Raw genomic sequence first — 19,360 nt, forward strand, 5'->3', positions numbered from 1 at the left:
TATTTTTATAGCATTATCTCGTAAAGGGTCCTTGATTTTAGCAGTTTCAATGGTGACACTTATGCCCGGGGGAAGCTGGGAAAGGATAATTTCGATGACAAAGGATGGAATCAGAAGCATAGGGATGATAAAGAAAAAGGTCAAGCGGGGGAAGAGGATAGCCCTCCTCATCGACGGCCCAAACATCCTTCGAAAGGAGTTCGGGATAAAGCTCGAAGACATCGTCGAGGCCCTCGAGAGGATAGGGGATATCCGTGTCGCTAAAGTCGTTCTCAACCAGTACGCTCCCCAGGGGCTCATCGAGGCCGTCTCGAATCAGGGCTTCGAGGCGATTGTTGTCTCGGGGGAAACAGGAGTCAAGCTCGCCGTTGAGGCCATGCGTGAGATTTACAACCCGAACATAGACGTCATAGCGCTCGCGACGCGAAACGCGGAGTTTCTACCGGTAATTCTGAAGGCCAAAGAAAAAGGAAAAGAAACAGCAGTCATCGGCGTTGAGCCGGGTTTCTCGGCCGCATTGAAGCACGCGGCGGACTACACCATTACCCTTGAGCCGAAGAAAGAGGGAGGGACAAAGAATGAAGGAAACGCTCATTAAGGTGCTCAGGCGCGAGAAGGAACAACCGGAGCAGGAAGTTGAGAAAGTTGAGATAAAAGGCAAGAGCATCGGGCTTATCGTCGACGGGCCCAACATTCTTCGAAAAGAGTTCGGGATAAAGCTCGAAGACATCGTCGAGGCGCTTGAGAGAATTGGTAAAATAAGGGTCGCGAAGGTCGTTCTCAACCAGTACGCTCCCCAGGGGCTCATCGAGGCCGTTGTCAACCAGGGGCTTGAGCCCGTGATAGTCGCGGGGGATACCGATGTTAGAATCGCTATCGAGGCCATGGAGCTGATTTACAACTCCGACGTCGATGTCATAGCCCTTGCCACGAGGGACGCAGACTTCCTCCCCATAATCCAGGAGGCCAAGAGGAAGGGGAAGGAAACGATAATCATAGGTGTTGAACCCGGCTTTTCTGTGGCCCTCCAGAACGCGGCGGACTACGTCATCAAGATGGTCGGCAGGGAAGAGCAGACCTGAGGGCCAAATTTAGGAAGCAAACTTTTTTTACCCTCCCAATTATCGAGTTATGGAGCAAAACAACTTGTTAATGGGGGTGGTCTGATGAAAAGGCTAGCGTCACTGCTGATTGTGGCAGTCTTTGCCCTCTCGCTCTTTGGGGCTGTGCCCGCTACGGCGAAGGAAACCCCAACGCTGACCGTCTACTCCTACGAGAGCATTGAGCCCTGGATGAAGGAAATCATACCCATCTTTGAGAACGAATACGGGGCCAAAGTGCGCCTCGTAACGTTCGGCGACGCCGGTGAGGTGCTCAGCAAGTTGATACTGGAGAAGGACAACCCCCAGGCGGACGTCGTCATCGGAATTGACAACAGCTACCTCCAGAAGGCCATTCAGGCGGAGGTTCTGATACCTTACAGGCCCGAGAACGCTGGCTACATCCCGGAGTGGATTATAGAGGACTTCGACCCGACGTTCCACCTCACTCCCTACGACTACGGTGCAATAGCCATCGTCTACAAGAAGGACGTCGTGAAGAACCCGCCGAAGACCTTTGAAGACCTTACGAAGCCCGAGTGGAAGGGCAAGCTCATTGTCGAGAACCCGCTCACGAGCTCAACGGGAATGGCGTTCTTCCTCTGGACTATCGGCGTTTACGGGGACATGTGGCCCTACTACTGGGAGAAGCTGAAGCAGAACGATGTAATAATCGTCAAGGGCTGGGGAGAAGGCTGGGAGATGTGGGACAAGAACCAGGCCCCGCTATTCGTCAGCTACGCCACAGACCCCGCTTACTCTGCCTGCAACTACAATGACACCAGCATAGGGGCCGTGTTCCTCAACAACACCGCCTACGTCCAGATTGAGGGTGCCGGAATCGTTAAGGGCACCAAGAACCTTGAACTCGCCAAGAAGTTCATAAACTTCCTGATAAGCAAGGAGGCCCAGGAGAAGCTCCCGCTCAACCAGTGGATGTACCCGGTGAACAAGGAAGTTGAGCTTCCGCCCTGCTTCAGCTATGCCCTCGACGTCAGCTCTGCCAAGGTTATCTCAATCACCTCGGAGGAGCTCGCCAAGAACACGGACAAGTGGCTCAGGGAGTGGAGGGCCCTCATGGTGGAGGGCAAGAAGCCGGAGGAAATCTCACCGACGCAGACCGCAACCGCATCAAACACGGGCGAGACTGAGAGCCAGGGCGGTGAGGGGTCTGGAATCTGCGGCCCGGGCGCTGTAATTGGCCTCGCGGTTCTCCCCCTCGCTCTGAGGGGGAGGCTCTGATTTTCTACCTTTTCTACCCCCTCCTGATGTGCCCAAAGTCTGTGATTTTCTAAAGAACCACAGCAACATTTATAAGAGCTTTAACTCTGCTATGGTCGAAAACTAACTGGGGTGAATGGTAATGGCTGCATTTGCGGGTGCCGCCTTGCTGATTTTGGGAGTATTTCTTTTGATAATGCTCCTGCTGAGCGTGAAGGTCATCAGGCCGTACCAGAAGGGCCTCGTCGAGAGGCTCGGAAAGTTCAACAGAATCCTTGAGCCGGGAATACACTTCATAATACCCTTTATGGAGCGTGTCAAGGTCGTGGACATGCGCGAGCACGTCGTCGATGTGCCGCCGCAGGAGGTCATCTGTAAGGACAACGTCGTCGTCACCGTTGACGCAGTCGTTTACTATCAGATTATTGACCCTGTAAAGGCCGTTTACAACGTCAGCAACTTCCTCATGGCAATCATCAAGCTCGCGCAGACCAACCTGCGTGCTATCATCGGTGAGATGGAGCTTGATGAGACCCTGAGCGGCAGGGACATAATCAACGCCAGGCTCAGGGAAGAGTTGGACAAGATAACCGACCGCTGGGGCGTCAAAATAACGCGCGTTGAGATACAGCGCATAGACCCACCGAAGGACATCCAGGAGGCCATGGCAAAGCAGATGACGGCAGAGCGTGAGAAGAGGGCGATGATACTCATCGCAGAGGGCAAGAAGGAGAGCGCAATCAAAGAGGCCGAGGGACAGAAGCAGGCGGCCATACTAAAGGCGGAGGGTGAGAAGCAGAGGCAGATACTCATTGCCGAAGGTCAGGCCGAGGCCATCAGGAAGGTTCTCGAAGCGCTCAAGATGGCGGACGAGAAGTACCTTACCCTGCAGTACATCGAGAAGATGCCCGAGCTCGCCAAGTACGGCAACCTCATAGTCCCCTACGACACCGAGGCACTGATAGGCCTGCTCAGGGTTCTCCAGAAAGTCAAGGACACACCGCTACCCAGGCCCCCTGAAAACGAGAAGAAGCCCGCTGAGGGGAGTGAGGATCAAGTCAATGAGCAACTCGAAAAACTTAAGGAGGCTATGGAGTAACGGCCAGCGGTGAGGGGCATGGACGTCTTCCCAATCTTTCTCTTAATTTTGGGACTTCTGGTAATAGTACTCGACATGATGGTGTCTGCTTTCATCACGCCTGTAGGAGTCGCCTTTGCAGTCCTCGGACTGCTCCTCGGCTTCGGCTGGAAATTCATAGAGAGCTTTGTTGTCTCGCTGGTGGCGGCGGTAGTTTCATACATTGCCATAGGGAGGTATATCAAAAAGGACGTCAAGGATATGGGGAAACAGAAGTACACCTTCGAGCTCAAAGGCAAGAGAGGGAAGGTCGTCGAGGTCGGGAAGGAGCACTACCTCGTAGAGCTTGAGGGCGACAAGTGGATAGCATTAAGTGAGAACGGAGAAAAGCTGAAAATAGGGGACACCGTCGAAGTGGTTGACGTCGACGGCGTTAAGCTCATTGTCAGAAAGGTCTGAGCCATTCCCAAAGCTCTTCAACTGTTTTTCCGAACTTTGTAAACGCGCCGTTTTTATAGACAACTTCTCCGTTCACGACGACGAGCTCAACGTCGCTTCCCCTGGCGGAATAGACGATGTCCGAGTACGGGTTTTCCCCGGGCAGGAACTGGGGCTTCCTTGAGTTCACCAGCACGAGGTCCGCCAGGTAACCGGGCTCTATGAGTCCTGCCTTCAATCCAAGGGCACGGGCGCCATTGACCGTCGCCATTCCGAAGACCTCTCTTGCGGGGACGGCGTGTGCCTTCCCCGATGTGACGTTGGCGGCTATTCCAGCCGTCCTCATCTCAATGAAGGGGTCAATAATGCCAGCAGGGTTGGGAGAGTCGTTGCCGAGGGCGACGTTCAGTCCGGTGTCCAGGAGTTTGCGCAGGTTCACCGTCCCGGCCTCAAGGCTGATGTTGCTCGTCGGGCAGTGGACAAGTGTTGAGCCCGCTTCGGCAAGCTTCTGAAACTCCGATGCTTCCAGATAGACTCCGTGCACCCCTAAGAGCCTCTCGTTCAGGAGTCCAGCCTTTTTGAGTAGGCCAACCGGCGAAAGGTCGTAGCGCTCTCTGACCTCCTTGACCTCCGCCCTGCTCTGGGCAAGGTGGGTGTGGACCCTCGCGCCAGTTTCGGCTGATAACTCCGCTATTTCTTCCATAAGCTCAAGGGAGACTGTGTTGGTCGCGTGGGGCGCGAGAGTTGGAGTCACGAGGTCGCTCTTACCCCACCACCTCCTGAAGAAGCGGCGTCCCTCCTCTGGGCTCGCCAGGGGGAAGTCAACCTCGTCCATTACAGTCTGTCCAATAAAGGCCCTCACGCCGAGTTTTTCGGCGACCTTTGCAATCTCGTCCGCGAAGAAGTAGTGGTCGTTTATTGTGGTCGAACCGTTCATCAGGGCCTCTCCGATTCCAAGCTCTGCCCACCTGCGGATTTCTTCTCTCGTCCATTCTCCCTCCATGGGCCAGATAATCCTTTCAAGCCACTCTTCCGTGGGCAGGTTTTCACCCAGCCCCCTGAACTTCGCCATCGCAACATGCGTGTGGGCGTTAACTATGCCCGGAATTACCATATAACCCGATCCGCCGTAGATTTCATCAACACCCCACTCTTTGAGTTCTTCAGCCGGGACAACGGCCCTGACAATATTGTCCTCAACGATGACGGCACCCTCCTTAACGGAGCGGTAATCAACGAGCCTTCCAACCAGCGCGAACATCTCTCCCACCGTCGGACATATGCCAGGTTGCAACTTAAACCTTTTGACGTTATGACATCAAAAAGCCCGAAGGATTTAAAACCCGAAGAGGAGACCCTCAACCATGCCCCAGCTCTTCAGGATTGAGTCGAGGCAGATAGTCCTGTCGCTCTGGCTGAATAGTCTCTTCTGATTGGGTTAGCGTTATAAACTCAACTGAAAAGCTTTTGGAGGTGGTAAAGGTGATTGATAAGGTTTACTGTGCCGATGTTAAGCCCGAACTGGAAGGACAAAGGGTTAAGCTCGCCGGATGGGTTTACAGGAAGAGGGAAGTCGGAAAGAAGGTGTTTATCGTCCTTAGGGACTCGAGCGGAATCGTCCAGGTGGTCTTCTCAAAAGACCTCGGCGAAGACACCTATAGAGAGGCCAAAAAGCTTGGAATCGAGTCGAGCGTCATCATAGAGGGAACCGTCAAGGCAGACCCGCGCGCGCCGACCGGGGCCGAGGTTCAGGCCGACAAGCTTGAAGTTATCCAGAACGTTGACTTCTTTCCGATAACCAAGGACGCGAGCCCTGAGTTCCTGCTCGACGTCAGGCACCTGCACCTCCGCTCGCCGAAGGTCGCGAGCATAATGAAGGTCAAGGGCACTCTTATGCAGGCCGCCCGCGAGTGGCTCATCCAGAACGGTTGGTACGAGGTCTTCCCGCCGATACTCGTAACCGGTGCCGTTGAGGGCGGCTCGACTCTCTTCAAGCTCAAGTACTTCGACCGCTACGCCTACCTGAGCCAGTCCGCACAGCTCTACCTTGAGGCGGCCATTTTTGGCCTCGAAAAGGTCTGGTCGCTTACGCCAAGCTTCAGGGCCGAGAAGAGCAGGACGAGGAGGCACCTCACAGAGTTCTGGCACCTGGAGCTTGAGGCCGCCTGGATGGACCTCTGGGACATCATGAAGGTCGAGGAGGAGCTCGTGAGCTACATGGTGCAGAGGACGCTTGAGCTCAGGAAGAGCGACATCGAGACCTTCAGGAAAGACCTGACGACCCTTAAGAACGCCGTCCCGCCGTTCCCGAGGATAAGCTACGACGAGGCGATTGACATACTCCAAAGCAAGGGCGTCCAGATAGAGTGGGGCGAGGACATGGGCGCTGACGAGGAGCGCGTCCTTACCGAGGAGTTCGAGGCTCCGTTCTTCGTCTATGGTTATCCAAAGCACATCAAGGCCTTCTATATGAAGGAAGACCCCGAGGACCCGAGAAAGGTGCTCGCCGCTGACATGCTCGCGCCAGAGGGGTACGGCGAGATAATCGGCGGCTCCCAGCGTGAGGACGACTACAACAAGCTCGTCCAGCGCATTCTGGAGGAGGGCATGAACCCCGAGGACTACCAGTGGTACCTCGACCTGAGGAAGTACGGAAGCGTCCCGCACAGTGGCTTCGGTCTCGGCCTTGAGCGTCTAGTGGCGTGGGTTCTCAAGCTCGACCACGTCCGCTGGGCAACACTCTTCCCGAGGACGCCGAGCAGGCTGTATCCGTAGCAACCTTTGCCTGCGCAAAGGTTGACCAAAGTCCGTAGCTCCTCACAACGGGCCTGTGTGAAGCTCGATTTTCTTTTAGTTTTCTTTGAGCCCCAAAAGGGGAATAACCTTAGACTCCAGCTACAGTGTCGGTTTGCTCTCCTCTTGACGCCCTTCGGGCGTCTATGCCAATGTTAAACCCACACAAGCAGGAGCGATCCAAAAGTTCTCACTTCACGGGACCGAGTCATCCAACGAGAAAATCACTTTGAGTTTTAGTTTTTCAGAAGGAGCTACAAACTTTGATGAAACTTTTGCTTGGCAACAAACTTTTGGGAAAAGTTTGATCAAAAAGGTTCCATCTCCCACCAACGGGTAGAAATCAGTCGTGCATTAAGGGATTTGCCGATTCTTGGGCGAGTTTACTCTCCAAGCAAGCACCTTCAGGTAGTTTCAAATTCGTTTTGGCGTCCAAAGGACGCCGGGGAAGTGAAACACTCACCAAGCAAGCTTTTGGGAAAAGCTTGACCAAAAGGGTCAAACCCTCACAAGGGGACAAAGATAAGTCGCATGCCTACTAAACAGTCCGTCAATGAGGGGTTTACATTTACACCCGCTTGAGGGAAGGTGTTTAGCTTGTAACGCGCCCAAAGGGCGCTAATGGAGGAAACACGCTCAAAGATGGCAACTTTGATAATAAACCCTCAAAATCAGCCCATCTCAAAAAGCATGTTCCCCTTGTGATGAAACTTTTCCCCAGAAAAGTTTCCCCGCCAGCGCTGAAACTTTGCCTTCGCAAAGTTTCATCAAAGTTTGTGATTCTTCTAACAGGGTGTTTTGAGAGTGTTTGCGCTTTTAACGGCTTTTTGGAATGCGAATTCCTAAATTTTGGAAGCTTTCTCACGCGGGTTTACTTTTCATCGCGCTCCGAAGGAGCGCCTCTTAGAGAAACCCCTCCTAAATAGCTCCTTTGAAGAGAATTCTTTGAGAGTACTGGCACTTGAGAGTGAAAACCTCTTAGGATTGCATTTTTGGAGAAGAATCACGAACCTTGGTCAAACTTCGCGTAGGCGAAGTTTGTAAGGGGGGCAGTTTGGGGCTGTCGCCCCCCTGGGGGTCCCGACGTCATCGCAACCCCCTACTCGTCGGGCGGAGGGAGTAGGGTAAAGGTCTTATAACCTTCACCCCAACCCAGGGCAGGTGCGAAACATGACTGGAACCGTGAGCAAGATAATCCACTTCAGAGACGAAGAGGAGTTTATAGAGGACATGGACTTTGCCCTTGAGAGGTTCTCATACCTGGCGAGCAGGTACGGCCACAACCCCGTTGAGGGAATAGTTCTCTGGGACAGCATAGCGGTTAGGGACGACGAGGGGGTAAAGCTCTTCCGCGTCGGCGAGTTCCCGTACTTCGAGGGGACGCTTAAGGTTGACCTCGAAACACTTCGCATCATGGAGCGCTACTTCGATGAGCTTGAGAGCAGGTGGGACGAGCTCACAGTGGAGGAGATAAACTACTTTGTGGAGATGCTCAACGAGGCTCTGGGCGAAGAGCGCGTCTACTACGACGCCTACTCCCTAGGCCTTGACAGGAACACTGCCTACATAATCCTCAACTTGGTCGCTCTCAACTACCTTGAGGGCATCCTCGATGGAAGGGAGAAGGAGCTGTTCGAGGAAGCGGTGGATGTTCTCCTCAAGTACATCTAGGCCACACGACTACCTAAGCGCATATTCACATAATTGTGCAATTACATAATTGTTTGTCCGCATAATGCTGTGAGGTGGTGGCGGTGCTGTTTAAGAAGAGAGGCGTTTTCACCGAGGAGGACGCGAGGAAGGTAATCGAGTTCGTGAGCCAGAGGGCCGACGAGCGGGAGATAATAGTCATGGCTGAGGCCGTAACCGACGAGGCAAAAAGGCGCCTCTGGGACTACGCAAGGGGCGTTCAGCTGATGGCTGACATGACCGGGGAGGACAGGAGCGTAAGGGTCGAAATCCTTGAGGGCTACGTGAGCGAGCACGTCAAGGGCGTTGACGTTGACGAGCTGTGAGGTGTTTGTATGAAGCTCATAATGGCAGAGGTCTTCAACAGCTGGCAGGGTGAGGGGGGCAGTGTCGAGGGCTCTGCATTCGGAAGGAGGCAGATATTTGTCCGTTTTGCAGGGTGCGACCTTCATTGCCAGTGGTGCGACTCAAGGGAGTACATAGATGCCTCCCGCGTTTCACGCTGGCGCTACGAGGTAGAACCGTTTACTGGAAAGTTCGAGTACAGACCAAACCCTGCGGAACTCGATGATGTCGTCAACGCGGTTCTCCGCCTCGACACTGGGGATATCCACTCGATAAGCTACACCGGCGGCGAGCCGACGCTCCAGGTAAAGCCCCTGCGGGCCCTTATGGAAAAGATGAAGGAGTTCGGCTTCGACAACTTCCTTGAGACCCACGGCGGGCTCCCGGAGCTCGTTAAGGAGGTCGCCCACCTCACTGACTATGCGAGCGTGGACATAAAGGACGAGACCGCCAAGGCAACTGAAGACTGGAAGTCGCTGGTGCTCCGTGAGGTGGAGAGCATAAGAATTCTGAAGGAGACCGGTGCAAAGACCTACGCCAAGCTCGTGGTGACAAAGGACACGAAGATTGAAAACGTCCGCTGGTATGCTGAACTTATGAAAGACCTTGCCCCGCTCGTAATCCAGCCAAGGGAGCCGATAGACATCACCCAGGCGAGGTTAATGGAGCTCTACCGTGAGGCGGCCAAGATAATGGGGAGAAAAAATGTCGGCCTGAGCTTCCAGGTGCACAAGTACCTCAACGTCCTGTGAGGTGAGCTCATGAAAAGGGCCCTCTTCCTCGTGGCCCTTTCAGCAGTCTTTGTGTTTGTCTCTCTTTACACTCAGGACTCCAACCCCATGGCTTCGCAGATAAGCGCTGTCCTGTCACTCCTGAGTCTTCTGACGGGCTCGGTTTATATCAACCGCTGGGAAAAAGCTGGTAAACTCGTTCCCTGGGCAGGTTCGGTTTTGTCCGTTCTTCTCTTCCTGAACTATGGAAATCCACTCTATTTACTCGCCGGCCTTTTACTTGGAATTGGCTTTCTCTGGAAGTCCGAGCTCTCGGTAGTACCCCTTGTGTTTGCTGGTCTTATCCTGGGCTGGCTCGCCTTCCAGGAGGAGGCATACCTTGTAAGAACCATAGGCTCGTTTATCCTCGCGGTGAGCATAATAATCGGCACTGCCTCACTGTACTTTGCCGTTAAGTTCAGGTGAGTTTTTAAGCAGAGGAGCCAACTACTACCGGCGATGATGACATTGGCCTTTGGGGTCATTGATGCCCGGGATCGACGGCCTGAGCCTCCGTCAACTTTTTAAACCTCCGTCATCTTTTAGTAACTCATGGAAAGATTAAAGGCAGGGGGTGAGAGGGTGCCAGCGGGGATAGAGGAAGTCGCAAAGGTCTCTTTTGACAGGGTTGGCATGCACTCCCACATAAAGGGCCTCGGCCTCGACGAGAACGGGAAGGCCAGGTTCATCGCCGACGGCATGGTCGGGCAGGTTAAAGCGAGGGAGGCCGCTGGAATAGCCGTTGAGCTCATCAAGCGCGGAAAGCTCGCAGGTAAGGGGATTCTGCTCGTCGGCCCGACCGGGAGCGGTAAGACGGCCATAGCAATGGGAATAGCCAGGGAGCTCGGTGAAGACGTCCCCTTCGTCCAGATAGCCGGGAGCGAGATTTATTCCGCCGAGGTCAACAAGACGGAGTTCCTGAAGCAGGCCATGAGGAGGGCGATAGGCGTCAGGATAAGCGAGGAGAGGAAGGTCTACGAGGGTGAGGTCGCCAAGATTGAAATCAAGCGCACGAGGCACCCCTTTAACCCCTACGTTGAGGTTCCCGAGAGTGTCATCATAACCCTCCGCACAAAGGACGACGAGAAGACTGTCAGGGCCGGCAGGGAGATAGCGTACCAGCTCATGGAGATGGGAGTTGAGGAGGGCGACGTCATACAGATTGACGCCGAGACGGGCAGGGTCTCAAAGATAGGAACCACGAAGGAGGAAGAGGGGCTGTTCTTCAAGCGCAAGGTGAACCTCCCAAACGGCCCGGTTCTCAAGATAAAGGAGTTCACTTACACAGTCACGCTCCACGACCTCGACGTGGCGAATGCAAGAGGAAACATCTTCGGCCTGCTGTTCAGCACCGGGGCGGAGATAAGCGACGACGTCAGGAGGCGCGTTGATGAGACCGTCAAGAGCTGGGTCGAGGAGGGAAGGGCCACCCTCGTCCCCGGAGTGCTCTTCATAGACGAAGTCCACATGCTAGACATCGAGGCCTTCTCGTTCTTAGCCAGGGCAATGGAAAGCGAGCTAGCGCCGATCCTTATCTTGGCCACCAACAGGGGAAGGACGAGGATAAGGGGCACCGACATAGAGGCTCCGCACGGCATACCGATTGACATGCTCGACAGGCTTCTCATAATCAACACCGAGCCCTACAGGAAGGAGGAAATCAGGGAGATAGTGAAGATAAGGGCCAAGGAGGAGAAGATTGATGTCAGCGAGGAGGCCATAGAGTACCTCGCCGAGCTTGGAGAGAAGACGAGCCTGCGCTACGCCGTCCAGCTCCTCGCACCTGCTAGCGTCCTGGCAAAGGGCGGAAGGGTTGAGAGGGAGCACGTCGAGAAGGCCAAGGAGTACTTCGCCGACCTCAAGAGGAGCATCGAGTTCGTTGAGAAGCTTGAGGGCATGCTTAGCTGATTTCTCTCCCTTTCTGGTTTTCCACAACACTTTTAGGCTTTTAGTTCTCTAACACTTTTGGTGGTGGAATATGCATAAAGCCAATATCCTCCTTCTCCTGCTGGTTCTTCTCGGGGCCATAGCCAGCGGGTGCATCTCTTCGGACTCAGCCAGTACCAATACCCAAGAACTTGATGGTGGTGCCACCACAACACTCGCAGTTAAAAGCGCCGATATAAACGGCACATTTTCGGGCTGGGTGACAGTGCCTGCATCGGTTTTTGAAGATGTCCTGGCGCTCTTCAGAGATATGAACGCCACTCTGTCCGCATTTACGGTTAAAGTGGTTGGAAGAGACCTCAACGCCAGCATAGTGGTCTCAGCGCTGAAGCTTGTCCCACCCTTCGTCCCTAAGGACTTCAACGTCACGGTCAACGGCAGGCCCATTATAGGCACAGTCTGCGTCCCATACGCAGAGAGAATTCCCATCTTAATCGAGGTGCCACAGGAGAACTTCAACACGACTTCTTATCTGAGCGTGAGGCCCCAGAAGGTGTTGAGTATTGAAGGTATGTGGGACACTGAGAGGCTCGATGAACTCAACGGCTCGACGATAATGAGGAACGGCGACATGGAGCTCAAGGTCATGGTCAGGGCGCCCGGCGACTACATCTTCACCGTCTTGTGCAACGGCACGGAGGTCTCTTCAGGCGGGCTGGAGGTGAGTGAATGAGGAAGCTGTTCTACGCCCTCCCATTTCTCGTCTTCGGGTTATGTGTCTTGATGATGGAGCCAACGATTTCCCGGCTAATCGTTGTCGGGCTGGCCTGGTTGACCTTTCTCATCGAGTACCGCTATGGAGGAGAAAGCAGAGAAGGGGAAGAGCTGGTCGCGCTCGGCGTCTCAACGGCGGTCGTCCTGATGCCCCTTCACAGGGCAGTCTCGTTAATACTGGCAGTCTCAATGTTTGTGCTCGAACTGGCGGCGCTGTTCATAAAATTCAAGCTGAAGGGCTAACCGCCCATTATCTCCATCAGCTTCCGGCACAGCTCAAGGTGGAATCTGAACTGCAGATAAAGATTGTCCTCTGCCGGGAACACCAGCTTGAGCTCGTCAATGTTCACCTTGCCCCCGAACTCGCCGAAGACGAGAACTCCGTTTACATCAATCACCCCGAAGACTGCAGCAAGGTTGAAGAGGAGCGTCCTGAGCTGGTATGCACTAACGACGTGCCTTCCAAGTTTTTCTCTGGGGTACTTAAAGAGGAAGTACTCCAGCCCTTCCATCTTGGCGACGTCGGTTATGGCGATGTCGGCGGTCAGGAAGACGAGCAGGGAAGGCGTCATGTTGTCGTACCTCTTGAGGGTCTTGACTATAATTTCGTCGTTGTTGTGGGCCGGCTCGTCCACGCTCTCGGCGATTATCACCCTCGGCTTCAGCCTCTCGAACTCCTTAAGGGCTATGTACGCCGCTTTCCTGCTCCTCTTGGTTCTCCTGTTGGTGAACTCCCTGAGAAGGTGGGCGTTTAGAACCCTTCTGGCAATCTCCCCCAGCTGTTTATGGCGGTACTTGTAGTTCATAGCGTCCTCGATCTCCTTCTTCACACCCTCTGCCACGACTATCTGGTACTTGTCAAGGGGCCTGTACGAGGAGATGAAGCGGTGGTAGAACAGGTTCGTATCGGGCGCAAAGGCAACTCCCCTTTTTAGCCTCTCGTAGAGCTCAAGCGTCTCCTCGAACTCGGCTATGTTCTCGTAGCGGAGGATTCCGGAGGAGATGAAGCACTCGTAGAAGTCGCCCCACGTCGGGAGCTCCGAGGCGAACCTCTTCGGGACGCGGGAGTTGATAGCCCGCTTATCGGCCAGAACTTCCACGATGTAGCCCCTTCTGGCCGGCCTTGCTTTGAGGAGCGGGAGCCCATAGAGCGGGTAGCCCACCTCAAGTTCTCCTCCCTCCGTGAGGAGGTTGATGAGAACCTGCAGTTCCGGCTTGGTTATGACCTCAGCGGGACTCATCGCCATCACCGAGGAAGTTCTTGAGGGGCTGCATGTGAACCGGAATCATCATATGGGGCCTGTCCGGGAAGTCCCTATCCAGGAGGGCCATATAGACTATGAACGAAACCGGGAACTCCCTCGCCTGCACTATCGCGGCTGCGACGAGCGCTTTTCTGCCGGAGGTGATGTCCAGCCCTATCGTGTATCCCCCGTCTCTAAGCTCCGAGAACAGCTCTCTGAACCGCCTGTCGGCCTCAAAAAAGCTGTCGTCGGGTATTACGACGGCCTCAATCCTGGGGGTGAGACCGTAGGCCTTGGAGATGGCCCTTAAAGCTTTCTCAACCTTCGGCAGGACGGCCCTGTATCGCTCTTCCGTGAAGATGTATATGCGCTCAATCTCTCCACTCACTCTCTTCTCCTTCAGGATTTTGTAGTAGGTGTTGACCGCCGCCCACGGCGAGCGGCCGAGCAGGGTCACGTAGGCAATCTTTACCATGGCACGTTCACCCATAGATAAGCGGTGATGCCGTAGAGCACCGCCAAGATGAATGGAACGGCCAAAACACGCCCCTTGACCAACTTGTGGGCAACCGCAAAGGGCACGAGGGCCAGTACCACGTACTCAATGCCATACGTCTCCCGAAGTCCAGCCCCGCTTAGGGCGAAGAGACAGAGGAGCGATGCAACGACTCCGGCCGGAACCATCAGGAGCGTGAGCACGAGCAGGTTTAACGCGGGGAAAGGCTTCTTCTCGGGGATTGCGACAATCCAGAAGAGAAAGCTCAGAAACAGGAAGTGAATAAACAGTCCCCGGAAAGTCACGTCCAGGTTTGGTTCTCCCCGTGCGGGAGCGTAGTAAAACCACGCGGCTCCAACGGCGTAGGCAACGGTCAGGGCGAGGGCAACCGCCAGATGGGACAGTGGAGAGGAGCGGGCGTTTTTCATTCCCTAACACCACTACTCTATTAGCACCATTCCGTACAAAACGCTTTCGGAGAAGTCTATCCTGACGAGGGAGCTTATCTCAACCCCAACCGCGTCAATGCTCGGCCTGACTTTCGTTGGGAGCCTGCAGGGCTCGCCCCGCTCGAAGGGGCAGTCGGGGCAGAGGTTGCAGTTGCCGGGGAAGAGGGCCATCGCGTAGAGCTTTCCCTCCCTGAAGAACTCGGCCTCTTTTTTGAGGAGGTAGAGGATAGCTTCCCGTTTTTCCTCTTCAAAGCGCTCCATGTCTATCTCGAACTTGATAAGCAGGGCCCTCTTGAAGTGGGACACCCATTCCCTGGCCTCTCTCCAGTCCGGAGCGTTGGGCGGACAGCTCGGCCTTTTGCCGTACATAGGACACGCCCGGCACTTCCAGACCGGCCTCGGTGAGACGACTATCTTCTCCGCCGGTATCTCCTTCTCCCAAACCACGCGCATGGTTGTTTGAACGCTCCGGGGTATTTAACCTTTAGCAAAAGCCTTTTACGGGGTTGAGCGCAATATTTAACTATGAGGGCCATAGTTCCTCTTCTAATAAGTGCCCTATTAATCGGTGCAGGCTGTATAGGCGGTGGGGGTGAGAAGATGACCGCGCCGAAGACCCTTGAGGTAGGCTCCGTCTTCCACGACGGGGACTACATTCCGGCCAAGTTCACCTGCGAGGGTGAAGACATAAACCCGCCGATATTCATCGGGCACATAAGTGAAGAAGCGAAGAGCCTCGTCATCATAATGGACGACCCTGATGCACCTTCAGGGACTTTCACCCACTGGATTGCCTGGAACATTCCGCCCGCGGGTGAAGTTCCTGAGGACGTTCCCAAGGTCGAAAAAGTTGAGGGCCCAATTCCGATGGTTCAGGGCAAAAATGACTTTGGAAGGATAGGCTACGGCGGGCCCTGTCCGCCGAGGGGACACGGGGTGCACCACTACTACTTCAAGGTCTACGCCCTCGACACAATGCTGAACCTTCCGCCGGGGGCAACAAGAAAAGAATTGGAGAAGGCCATGGAAGGCCACGTTATCCAGTGGGGAGAGCTCGTGGGCCTCTACGAGCGGAAGTGATTACCCTTTCTTTTCCGTCAGCTTCACGACGAGGTTTATTGCGCTCTGGAACGCTGACAGGAAGTTCAGGGTGAAGAATATCCAGTCTCCTATCAGGTAGGAGTATATCGTCAGCAGGGTCGCCGCTGTCACGTAAATCACTATGAAACCCATGTTCAGCGGGCACTTCCTCGTCCTTATCGTCTCCAGCGTCTGTGGAACCCACGAGCTCACGAGGAGCAGCATTCCGATCAGTCCTATTATTTCTCCCCCGTTCATGGTCTCACCTGGGGGTAACAGCGGGAGGCCGTTAAAAAAGGGTTTTGGAGGGATTTTTGTTAAAAAACCGTGGCAAAGCTTTTCTTTTTAACTCCTGCGAGCTAAAGTTCGCTCGCGAGCATTGAGGTTGCCCACGTCTTGACGTCTTCATCCATTATGTCCTCTATCAGCTCCATAGCCCTCTTTACGTCCCCCTTCCGGGCGAACCTGAGTGCGACCTCTGCCTGCACCTTTGAGCGGTTGGGGAGGTCGGTTATGTGCTCCGCTATGTACAGGGCGTCATCGAACTTCTCCATCTCCAGAAACTCAAACGCCAGCCCCATCAGGTTCTTCGTTGGATTCTTTGTCTCAAGGGCGGTCTCTATGGCCCTATCTAGGGCCTCCCTATAGTCCTCGCCCATCTTCGCCATCTCGATTACTATCTCATTGACAGCCTTAGAGCGGACGCTCCCGTCGGGTATTCCCTCGGCGAGCTCCATGGCATCGTCGAACTTCCCGGCCTTCACGAGCTTCATCACGGCGTCGTAAAGGGCCCGTGAGCGGTACCATGCCTGCATGAAAACCCCCATATCATTACGACCCCGAGGGATTTAAGGGTTCTGGTCGTGTGTTAAATTTATAACCCCTGACCCCGATAAAGGGCAGGTGGTCTGATGAAGAAAGTAGGAGTGCTTTTGCTGTTGTTATTTCTCATAGGCTTTTCCGCTGGATGCATAGGAAGTGATAATACGGATACGACCTCTTCAACGTCCACAGCCGCTCAACAGGACTACGTTGACGTCAACGGCACTAAGATATACCTCGATAAGGTTCACTTCTACATGTACGGTGCAAAGACCTGCCCCCACTGCCGGAACATGAAGGAGAAAATACCTGCGAAGTATGGAGAGGAGTCCTTCACATACTACGAGCTCGTCAATAACCAGACCAACATGGAGCTGTTCAACCAGCTGGCGCAGCTCACGGGCATAACCGGCGTCCCTGCGATAGCAATCGCCTACAACGGGACGCTCTACGCCGTCATTGAGGGAGAGTTCGACGTGGAAAAAGCGCCCGAAATCATTGCAACGGCCATGGAAAACAACGGGGTATTCCTTATCGTAGGCGAGACGTACCTCCTGCCCCGCGACGGTCCCAAGGCCAAACTCGTCATTGACGCCCTTTACACGCTGTTCGTTGAACACGAACCCGTTGACGTCCAGGAAATACTCGACCAGCTGAAGGCCAATTCAACCTCTGCCGGAAACTCAACGGGTTGACCTTTTGTTTTCAACTTTTTGTTTCGGAAAGCGTAAAAAGCCACCATGTGTACTCTTCTATCATGAGGAGTGAAATCAAGGCCCTCACCATAATCCTGCTGGCGTCATTCGGCTTAAGTGCCGTCGTTCTGTACCTCCTAGGCATTCCGGACTTTATCCCCAAGTTCTACGCCCTGGCCATGAGCGACTCGATAAACCCGTGCACCTTCGTGATTTACACGATGCTCCTCATCGCGATATCTGTTAGGGAAGTCTCACAGAGGAGGCTCTACGTAATCGGCTCCGCGTTTATACTAGCGGTCTACATCTCCTACTACCTCCTCGGCGTCGGCCTGCTCTTCCTCGGCCAGTACATTCCCCTCTGGGCGGCAGGTGTTTTTGCGATAGGCTTTGGGATATACACTATAGTCACGGGGATAATGGAGCGCTCCAGGATAGGGGACAAGGGGAGGATACGGAAAAAGATATTCAGCGCCGACGCGACCTTTGTCGGCTCCTTTGTCCTCGGTGTCGTTGTTTCCACGACACTTCTCCCCTGCTCGGCCGGCAGTTACCTCGTCTACGCGACGATAATAGCCCACAGCAGCAGGGCTCTCGCCTTCTTCCTCCTGGCGCTCTACAACATCATCTTCGTGCTCCCCCTCGTCGTAATCCTGCTCGCCATGGGGAGCGTGAGCGAGAGCAAGCGCTTCTCCCAGACAATGGTCAGGCACAGTGCGGAGCTCTCCGTTGTGGCAGGGCTTTTGCTGATAGGAATAGGCGTCTGGGTTCTTGTATGGGGCCCGTAACCAATAAACTTCTGAAAGTGGCTCTATTTTAACCAATTTTTTCCAGCGCTCGACCAGGTAAGCTTCTATGTCATAATGCGAACAAATAAACATAGCCTCCCAGGTGGGGGAAGAGCTTATGTCGGCTACCGAAACCCAAAGATACGACCCAACGTCATGGAGACCGTCACGCCTTGACCTGGCGATATCCGCCGTAGTTGCGGTGGCGTTCCCCTTCATCGCCGGCTGGCTGTACGGAAAGAAGGGCGCGCTAATACCGATTATTCTCTACTACAGCCTGGCATGGGGCCTCGCAAAGCTCCGCCGTGGAGTCGTCGGCTACCGCACCCCGATGCCGCCCCGCCCGCCGGTATGGTTCTACGTGAACGTGGGGGTAATCCTCATCGGCCTGGTCTTCGCGTACCTCGCCCCGGTCAAAGTGGACGATCCCTGGCTCCCAGGCGTGGTTCTTACCGCCCTCCTATGGGCACCGGCAAACGCGGCCAGCGAGCAGTTGCTCTGGCTTTACATATTTGACTCCTGGGACCTCTATCCCGGAAAGAAGAGCCTTCCCTACCGCGTGGCAGGCCTAGTCTTCTTCGCGGCATTCGTGGGGCTTATCCATACGATGTTCTGGACGAAGTTCCTGACGGTCGTGGAGCCTGGAACGGTATTCGGCGCGCTCTTCGTGCTGGCAACGACCATCTCCGGCTTCCTCCACATAGTCGTCTGGCGCCAGTCCGGCCAGATGGTCTTCACCTTCATACCGCACCTGCTCCTGAACCTCGGCCCACTGCTGTGGACGGGCTACAGTATCTTGCCGTACCTTTGGAAGTGAGGATTGGAGCGGTTTTCTGTTTTTTCTATTCAAAACCAAAACCTTTTAAGTTTCGAGTTCAAACTATATTCGGTGATATAAAATGCCATTTGTCGGATTTGCGAAGACGGACAAGGGTCCACTTCAGACTTACGAAATTATACTGGAAGAGCTCGCCAGAAGGGGCTTCAACGTGACGTTCTCCAAACACCACTGGGCCGGGGACATGCCCTTTGGCCTGATAATCGCGGAGACCGATAAAGGGCCCCTCGCAGTGAGGTGGGGCCTTGGCAAAAAGTTCGAGCTCAGGATTGAAGAAATTGATGAGGAAGCTTTCGAGGACTTCATTGAGGAGACGCTTGATTACATAGGGGGAGACTAAAAAGCGTGAGGGAAAAGAGAAATCACCCAAAGAGGTCAAGGCACACGTTGCATTCCGAGGGATTTATTTCAGGGTCAATTTTTGCATGGAATGAGCAGACATAGCCCTTTCCCAACATTTCTACTGAGATCTCCACGAGCCTCCTGTGTATCTCGTACTCCCCGGGCTTTTTCTCAATAATCTCTTCGGCAAACGAGCGGAGCTCAGCGTCAATGTCTGGAAACTGAGAGATGTCTATTAAAGCCCCCCTATCCATGTGGAGGTAGCGGGAAACGGCAGACTGGGTAATGTGGAGGAGCCTCGCTATCTCGGTCTGCTTCAAGCCTTTCTCGCGGAGGTGTTCTACAAGTCTCCGCCTGAGTGAGGGATAAACATAGCGTGAGGCAACTTCGAAAGCGCTGACCTTCATGGTGGTAACCATGACAGGCGGAATATTTAAGCTTTTTGGGATTTGTTATGACATAAGTCATAACCCTTCTTTAAGTTAAGAAACCGCAACGCTTTTATGAAGGT

26 protein-coding genes are annotated in these 19,360 nt (G+C 54.2%); 18 read left to right on the top strand and 8 right to left on the bottom strand.

Annotated features, from left to right (window positions below; translation table 11 throughout):
* Positions 1-61: 61 nt before the first annotated feature.
* The 5 genes from ACZ5ER_RS07200 to ACZ5ER_RS07220 all read left to right on the top strand — a co-directional run bounded on the left by ACZ5ER_RS07200 (position 62) and on the right by ACZ5ER_RS07220 (position 3,858).
* Positions 62-598, top strand: a complete 537-nt coding sequence (locus tag ACZ5ER_RS07200; protein WP_050003274.1) for a TIGR00288 family NYN domain-containing protein — start codon at positions 62-64, stop codon at positions 596-598.
* Positions 579-1,082: a TIGR00288 family NYN domain-containing protein gene (locus tag ACZ5ER_RS07205; RefSeq protein ID WP_050003275.1), complete on the top strand. Its 504-nt coding sequence runs from the start codon at positions 579-581 to the stop codon at positions 1,080-1,082. Before ACZ5ER_RS07200 ends, ACZ5ER_RS07205 begins: the two co-directional genes overlap by 20 nt.
* A gap of 84 nt (positions 1,083-1,166) precedes the next feature.
* On the top strand, positions 1,167-2,342 hold the full coding sequence (locus ACZ5ER_RS07210; RefSeq protein ID WP_464934116.1) for a thiamine ABC transporter substrate-binding protein: 1,176 nt from the start codon (positions 1,167-1,169) through the stop codon (positions 2,340-2,342).
* A 121-nt stretch (positions 2,343-2,463) separates the two neighbouring features.
* Positions 2,464-3,420: an SPFH domain-containing protein gene (locus tag ACZ5ER_RS07215; protein WP_464934117.1), complete on the top strand. Its 957-nt coding sequence runs from the start codon at positions 2,464-2,466 to the stop codon at positions 3,418-3,420.
* Between the two features lie 18 nt (positions 3,421-3,438).
* Positions 3,439-3,858: an NfeD family protein gene (locus ACZ5ER_RS07220; RefSeq protein ID WP_464934118.1), complete on the top strand. Its 420-nt coding sequence runs from the start codon at positions 3,439-3,441 to the stop codon at positions 3,856-3,858.
* Here the strand turns inward: ACZ5ER_RS07220 and ACZ5ER_RS07225 are convergent.
* Positions 3,845-5,098, bottom strand: a complete 1,254-nt coding sequence (locus tag ACZ5ER_RS07225) for an amidohydrolase family protein (protein ID WP_464935147.1) — start codon at positions 5,096-5,098, stop codon at positions 3,845-3,847. The genes ACZ5ER_RS07220 and ACZ5ER_RS07225 overlap by 14 nt on opposite strands.
* Before the next feature lie 221 nt (positions 5,099-5,319).
* On the opposite strand from ACZ5ER_RS07225, the gene asnS reads away from it, so the two are divergent.
* The 8 genes from asnS to ACZ5ER_RS07265 all read left to right on the top strand — a co-directional run bounded on the left by asnS (position 5,320) and on the right by ACZ5ER_RS07265 (position 12,338).
* Positions 5,320-6,612 carry an asparagine--tRNA ligase gene (gene asnS / locus ACZ5ER_RS07230; protein WP_050003290.1) on the top strand — a complete coding sequence of 431 codons (1,293 nt, stop codon included), beginning with the start codon at positions 5,320-5,322 and terminating at the stop codon, positions 6,610-6,612.
* A 1,188-nt stretch (positions 6,613-7,800) separates the two neighbouring features.
* Complete coding sequence (locus tag ACZ5ER_RS07235) at positions 7,801-8,301, top strand: hypothetical protein (RefSeq protein ID WP_464934119.1); 501 nt, start codon at positions 7,801-7,803, stop codon at positions 8,299-8,301.
* An 83-nt stretch (positions 8,302-8,384) separates the two neighbouring features.
* Positions 8,385-8,645: a hypothetical protein gene (locus tag ACZ5ER_RS07240; RefSeq protein WP_050003292.1), complete on the top strand. Its 261-nt coding sequence runs from the start codon at positions 8,385-8,387 to the stop codon at positions 8,643-8,645.
* 9 nt (positions 8,646-8,654) lie between these two features.
* A complete protein-coding gene (locus ACZ5ER_RS07245) occupies positions 8,655-9,416 on the top strand; it encodes a 7-carboxy-7-deazaguanine synthase QueE (RefSeq protein WP_050003293.1) in 762 nt (253 codons plus the stop codon).
* Positions 9,417-9,425: 9 nt separating this feature from the next.
* Positions 9,426-9,860 carry a hypothetical protein gene (locus tag ACZ5ER_RS07250; RefSeq protein ID WP_050003294.1) on the top strand — a complete coding sequence of 145 codons (435 nt, stop codon included), beginning with the start codon at positions 9,426-9,428 and terminating at the stop codon, positions 9,858-9,860.
* Between the two features lie 126 nt (positions 9,861-9,986).
* On the top strand, positions 9,987-11,342 hold the full coding sequence (locus ACZ5ER_RS07255; RefSeq protein ID WP_464934120.1) for a RuvB-like domain-containing protein: 1,356 nt from the start codon (positions 9,987-9,989) through the stop codon (positions 11,340-11,342).
* A gap of 70 nt (positions 11,343-11,412) precedes the next feature.
* Complete coding sequence (locus tag ACZ5ER_RS07260; RefSeq protein WP_050003296.1) at positions 11,413-12,054, top strand: hypothetical protein; 642 nt, start codon at positions 11,413-11,415, stop codon at positions 12,052-12,054.
* Positions 12,051-12,338 carry a hypothetical protein gene (locus ACZ5ER_RS07265; protein WP_464934121.1) on the top strand — a complete coding sequence of 96 codons (288 nt, stop codon included), beginning with the start codon at positions 12,051-12,053 and terminating at the stop codon, positions 12,336-12,338. Before ACZ5ER_RS07260 ends, ACZ5ER_RS07265 begins: the two co-directional genes overlap by 4 nt.
* On the opposite strand, the gene ACZ5ER_RS07270 is transcribed toward ACZ5ER_RS07265, so the two are convergent.
* From ACZ5ER_RS07270 to ACZ5ER_RS07285, 4 genes are read right to left on the bottom strand one after another with little or no spacing between them, the layout of a single operon-like run.
* Entirely contained in the window at positions 12,335-13,342 is a 1,008-nt protein-coding gene (locus ACZ5ER_RS07270) for a PIN domain-containing protein (protein ID WP_050003298.1), read from the bottom strand. The genes ACZ5ER_RS07265 and ACZ5ER_RS07270 overlap by 4 nt on opposite strands.
* Positions 13,323-13,814 carry a hypothetical protein gene (locus ACZ5ER_RS07275; RefSeq protein WP_464934122.1) on the bottom strand — a complete coding sequence of 164 codons (492 nt, stop codon included), beginning with the start codon at positions 13,812-13,814 and terminating at the stop codon, positions 13,323-13,325. The genes ACZ5ER_RS07270 and ACZ5ER_RS07275 overlap by 20 nt, the downstream gene beginning before the upstream one ends.
* A complete protein-coding gene (locus tag ACZ5ER_RS07280) occupies positions 13,808-14,263 on the bottom strand; it encodes a hypothetical protein (protein WP_464934123.1) in 456 nt (151 codons plus the stop codon). The genes ACZ5ER_RS07275 and ACZ5ER_RS07280 overlap by 7 nt, the downstream gene beginning before the upstream one ends.
* A gap of 12 nt (positions 14,264-14,275) precedes the next feature.
* Positions 14,276-14,737 (bottom strand): DUF2284 domain-containing protein, encoded by a 462-nt coding sequence (locus ACZ5ER_RS07285; protein WP_464934124.1) that lies wholly within the window; start codon positions 14,735-14,737, stop codon positions 14,276-14,278.
* A 72-nt stretch (positions 14,738-14,809) separates the two neighbouring features.
* Here ACZ5ER_RS07285 and ACZ5ER_RS07290 point away from each other — a divergent pair, with 72 nt between their 5' ends.
* On the top strand, positions 14,810-15,364 hold the full coding sequence (locus ACZ5ER_RS07290; protein ID WP_464934125.1) for a YbhB/YbcL family Raf kinase inhibitor-like protein: 555 nt from the start codon (positions 14,810-14,812) through the stop codon (positions 15,362-15,364).
* Here the strand turns inward: ACZ5ER_RS07290 and ACZ5ER_RS07295 are convergent, their stop codons facing one another.
* Both ACZ5ER_RS07295 and ACZ5ER_RS07300 read right to left on the bottom strand, forming a co-directional pair.
* On the bottom strand, positions 15,365-15,622 hold the full coding sequence (locus tag ACZ5ER_RS07295; RefSeq protein ID WP_050003303.1) for a hypothetical protein: 258 nt from the start codon (positions 15,620-15,622) through the stop codon (positions 15,365-15,367). It abuts the gene before it with no gap.
* A 101-nt stretch (positions 15,623-15,723) separates the two neighbouring features.
* Positions 15,724-16,179 (bottom strand): tetratricopeptide repeat protein, encoded by a 456-nt coding sequence (locus ACZ5ER_RS07300; protein ID WP_464934126.1) that lies wholly within the window; start codon positions 16,177-16,179, stop codon positions 15,724-15,726.
* 96 nt (positions 16,180-16,275) lie between these two features.
* Between ACZ5ER_RS07300 and ACZ5ER_RS07305 the strand changes: the two genes are divergently transcribed.
* From ACZ5ER_RS07305 to ACZ5ER_RS07320, 4 genes are all read left to right on the top strand, one after another.
* Positions 16,276-16,881, top strand: a complete 606-nt coding sequence (locus tag ACZ5ER_RS07305) for a glutaredoxin family protein (protein WP_464934127.1) — start codon at positions 16,276-16,278, stop codon at positions 16,879-16,881.
* Between the two features lie 62 nt (positions 16,882-16,943).
* Positions 16,944-17,669 carry a cytochrome c biogenesis protein CcdA gene (locus ACZ5ER_RS07310; RefSeq protein ID WP_464934128.1) on the top strand — a complete coding sequence of 242 codons (726 nt, stop codon included), beginning with the start codon at positions 16,944-16,946 and terminating at the stop codon, positions 17,667-17,669.
* A 118-nt stretch (positions 17,670-17,787) separates the two neighbouring features.
* Positions 17,788-18,486 (top strand): hypothetical protein, encoded by a 699-nt coding sequence (locus tag ACZ5ER_RS07315; RefSeq protein ID WP_464934129.1) that lies wholly within the window; start codon positions 17,788-17,790, stop codon positions 18,484-18,486.
* 82 nt (positions 18,487-18,568) lie between these two features.
* Positions 18,569-18,847, top strand: coding sequence for a hypothetical protein (locus tag ACZ5ER_RS07320; protein ID WP_050003308.1), 279 nt, complete (start codon positions 18,569-18,571; stop codon positions 18,845-18,847).
* Between the two features lie 22 nt (positions 18,848-18,869).
* Here ACZ5ER_RS07320 and ACZ5ER_RS07325 read toward each other — a convergent pair whose 3' ends face one another.
* Entirely contained in the window at positions 18,870-19,256 is a 387-nt protein-coding gene (locus tag ACZ5ER_RS07325; RefSeq protein ID WP_050003309.1) for a transcriptional regulator, read from the bottom strand.
* Positions 19,257-19,360: the final 104 nt, after the last annotated feature.

The sequence above is a fragment of the Thermococcus marinus genome (assembly GCF_055389025.1).

Bases quoted from the DNA above. Each gene is read 5' to 3' on its own strand.
- ACZ5ER_RS07200 (WP_050003274.1), top strand. From the start codon at position 62: ATGCCCGGGGGAAGCTGGGAAAGGATAATTTCGATGACAAAGGATGGA.
- ACZ5ER_RS07205 (WP_050003275.1), top strand. From the start codon at position 579: ATGAAGGAAACGCTCATTAAGGTGCTCAGGCGCGAGAAGGAACAACCG.
- ACZ5ER_RS07210 (WP_464934116.1), top strand. From the start codon at position 1,167: ATGAAAAGGCTAGCGTCACTGCTGATTGTGGCAGTCTTTGCCCTCTCG.
- ACZ5ER_RS07215 (WP_464934117.1), top strand. From the start codon at position 2,464: ATGGCTGCATTTGCGGGTGCCGCCTTGCTGATTTTGGGAGTATTTCTT.
- ACZ5ER_RS07220 (WP_464934118.1), top strand. From the start codon at position 3,439: ATGGACGTCTTCCCAATCTTTCTCTTAATTTTGGGACTTCTGGTAATA.
- ACZ5ER_RS07225 (WP_464935147.1), bottom strand. From the start codon at position 5,098: ATGTTCGCGCTGGTTGGAAGGCTCGTTGATTACCGCTCCGTTAAGGAG.
- ACZ5ER_RS07235 (WP_464934119.1), top strand. From the start codon at position 7,801: ATGACTGGAACCGTGAGCAAGATAATCCACTTCAGAGACGAAGAGGAG.
- ACZ5ER_RS07245 (WP_050003293.1), top strand. From the start codon at position 8,655: ATGAAGCTCATAATGGCAGAGGTCTTCAACAGCTGGCAGGGTGAGGGG.
- ACZ5ER_RS07250 (WP_050003294.1), top strand. From the start codon at position 9,426: ATGAAAAGGGCCCTCTTCCTCGTGGCCCTTTCAGCAGTCTTTGTGTTT.
- ACZ5ER_RS07255 (WP_464934120.1), top strand. From the start codon at position 9,987: ATGGAAAGATTAAAGGCAGGGGGTGAGAGGGTGCCAGCGGGGATAGAG.
- ACZ5ER_RS07260 (WP_050003296.1), top strand. From the start codon at position 11,413: ATGCATAAAGCCAATATCCTCCTTCTCCTGCTGGTTCTTCTCGGGGCC.
- ACZ5ER_RS07265 (WP_464934121.1), top strand. From the start codon at position 12,051: ATGAGGAAGCTGTTCTACGCCCTCCCATTTCTCGTCTTCGGGTTATGT.
- ACZ5ER_RS07270 (WP_050003298.1), bottom strand. From the start codon at position 13,342: ATGGCGATGAGTCCCGCTGAGGTCATAACCAAGCCGGAACTGCAGGTT.
- ACZ5ER_RS07275 (WP_464934122.1), bottom strand. From the start codon at position 13,814: ATGGTAAAGATTGCCTACGTGACCCTGCTCGGCCGCTCGCCGTGGGCG.
- ACZ5ER_RS07280 (WP_464934123.1), bottom strand. From the start codon at position 14,263: ATGAAAAACGCCCGCTCCTCTCCACTGTCCCATCTGGCGGTTGCCCTC.
- ACZ5ER_RS07285 (WP_464934124.1), bottom strand. From the start codon at position 14,737: ATGCGCGTGGTTTGGGAGAAGGAGATACCGGCGGAGAAGATAGTCGTC.
- ACZ5ER_RS07290 (WP_464934125.1), top strand. From the start codon at position 14,810: ATGAGGGCCATAGTTCCTCTTCTAATAAGTGCCCTATTAATCGGTGCA.
- ACZ5ER_RS07295 (WP_050003303.1), bottom strand. From the start codon at position 15,622: ATGAACGGGGGAGAAATAATAGGACTGATCGGAATGCTGCTCCTCGTG.
- ACZ5ER_RS07300 (WP_464934126.1), bottom strand. From the start codon at position 16,179: ATGCAGGCATGGTACCGCTCACGGGCCCTTTACGACGCCGTGATGAAG.
- ACZ5ER_RS07305 (WP_464934127.1), top strand. From the start codon at position 16,276: ATGAAGAAAGTAGGAGTGCTTTTGCTGTTGTTATTTCTCATAGGCTTT.
- ACZ5ER_RS07310 (WP_464934128.1), top strand. From the start codon at position 16,944: ATGAGGAGTGAAATCAAGGCCCTCACCATAATCCTGCTGGCGTCATTC.
- ACZ5ER_RS07315 (WP_464934129.1), top strand. From the start codon at position 17,788: ATGTCGGCTACCGAAACCCAAAGATACGACCCAACGTCATGGAGACCG.
- ACZ5ER_RS07320 (WP_050003308.1), top strand. From the start codon at position 18,569: ATGCCATTTGTCGGATTTGCGAAGACGGACAAGGGTCCACTTCAGACT.
- ACZ5ER_RS07325 (WP_050003309.1), bottom strand. From the start codon at position 19,256: ATGAAGGTCAGCGCTTTCGAAGTTGCCTCACGCTATGTTTATCCCTCA.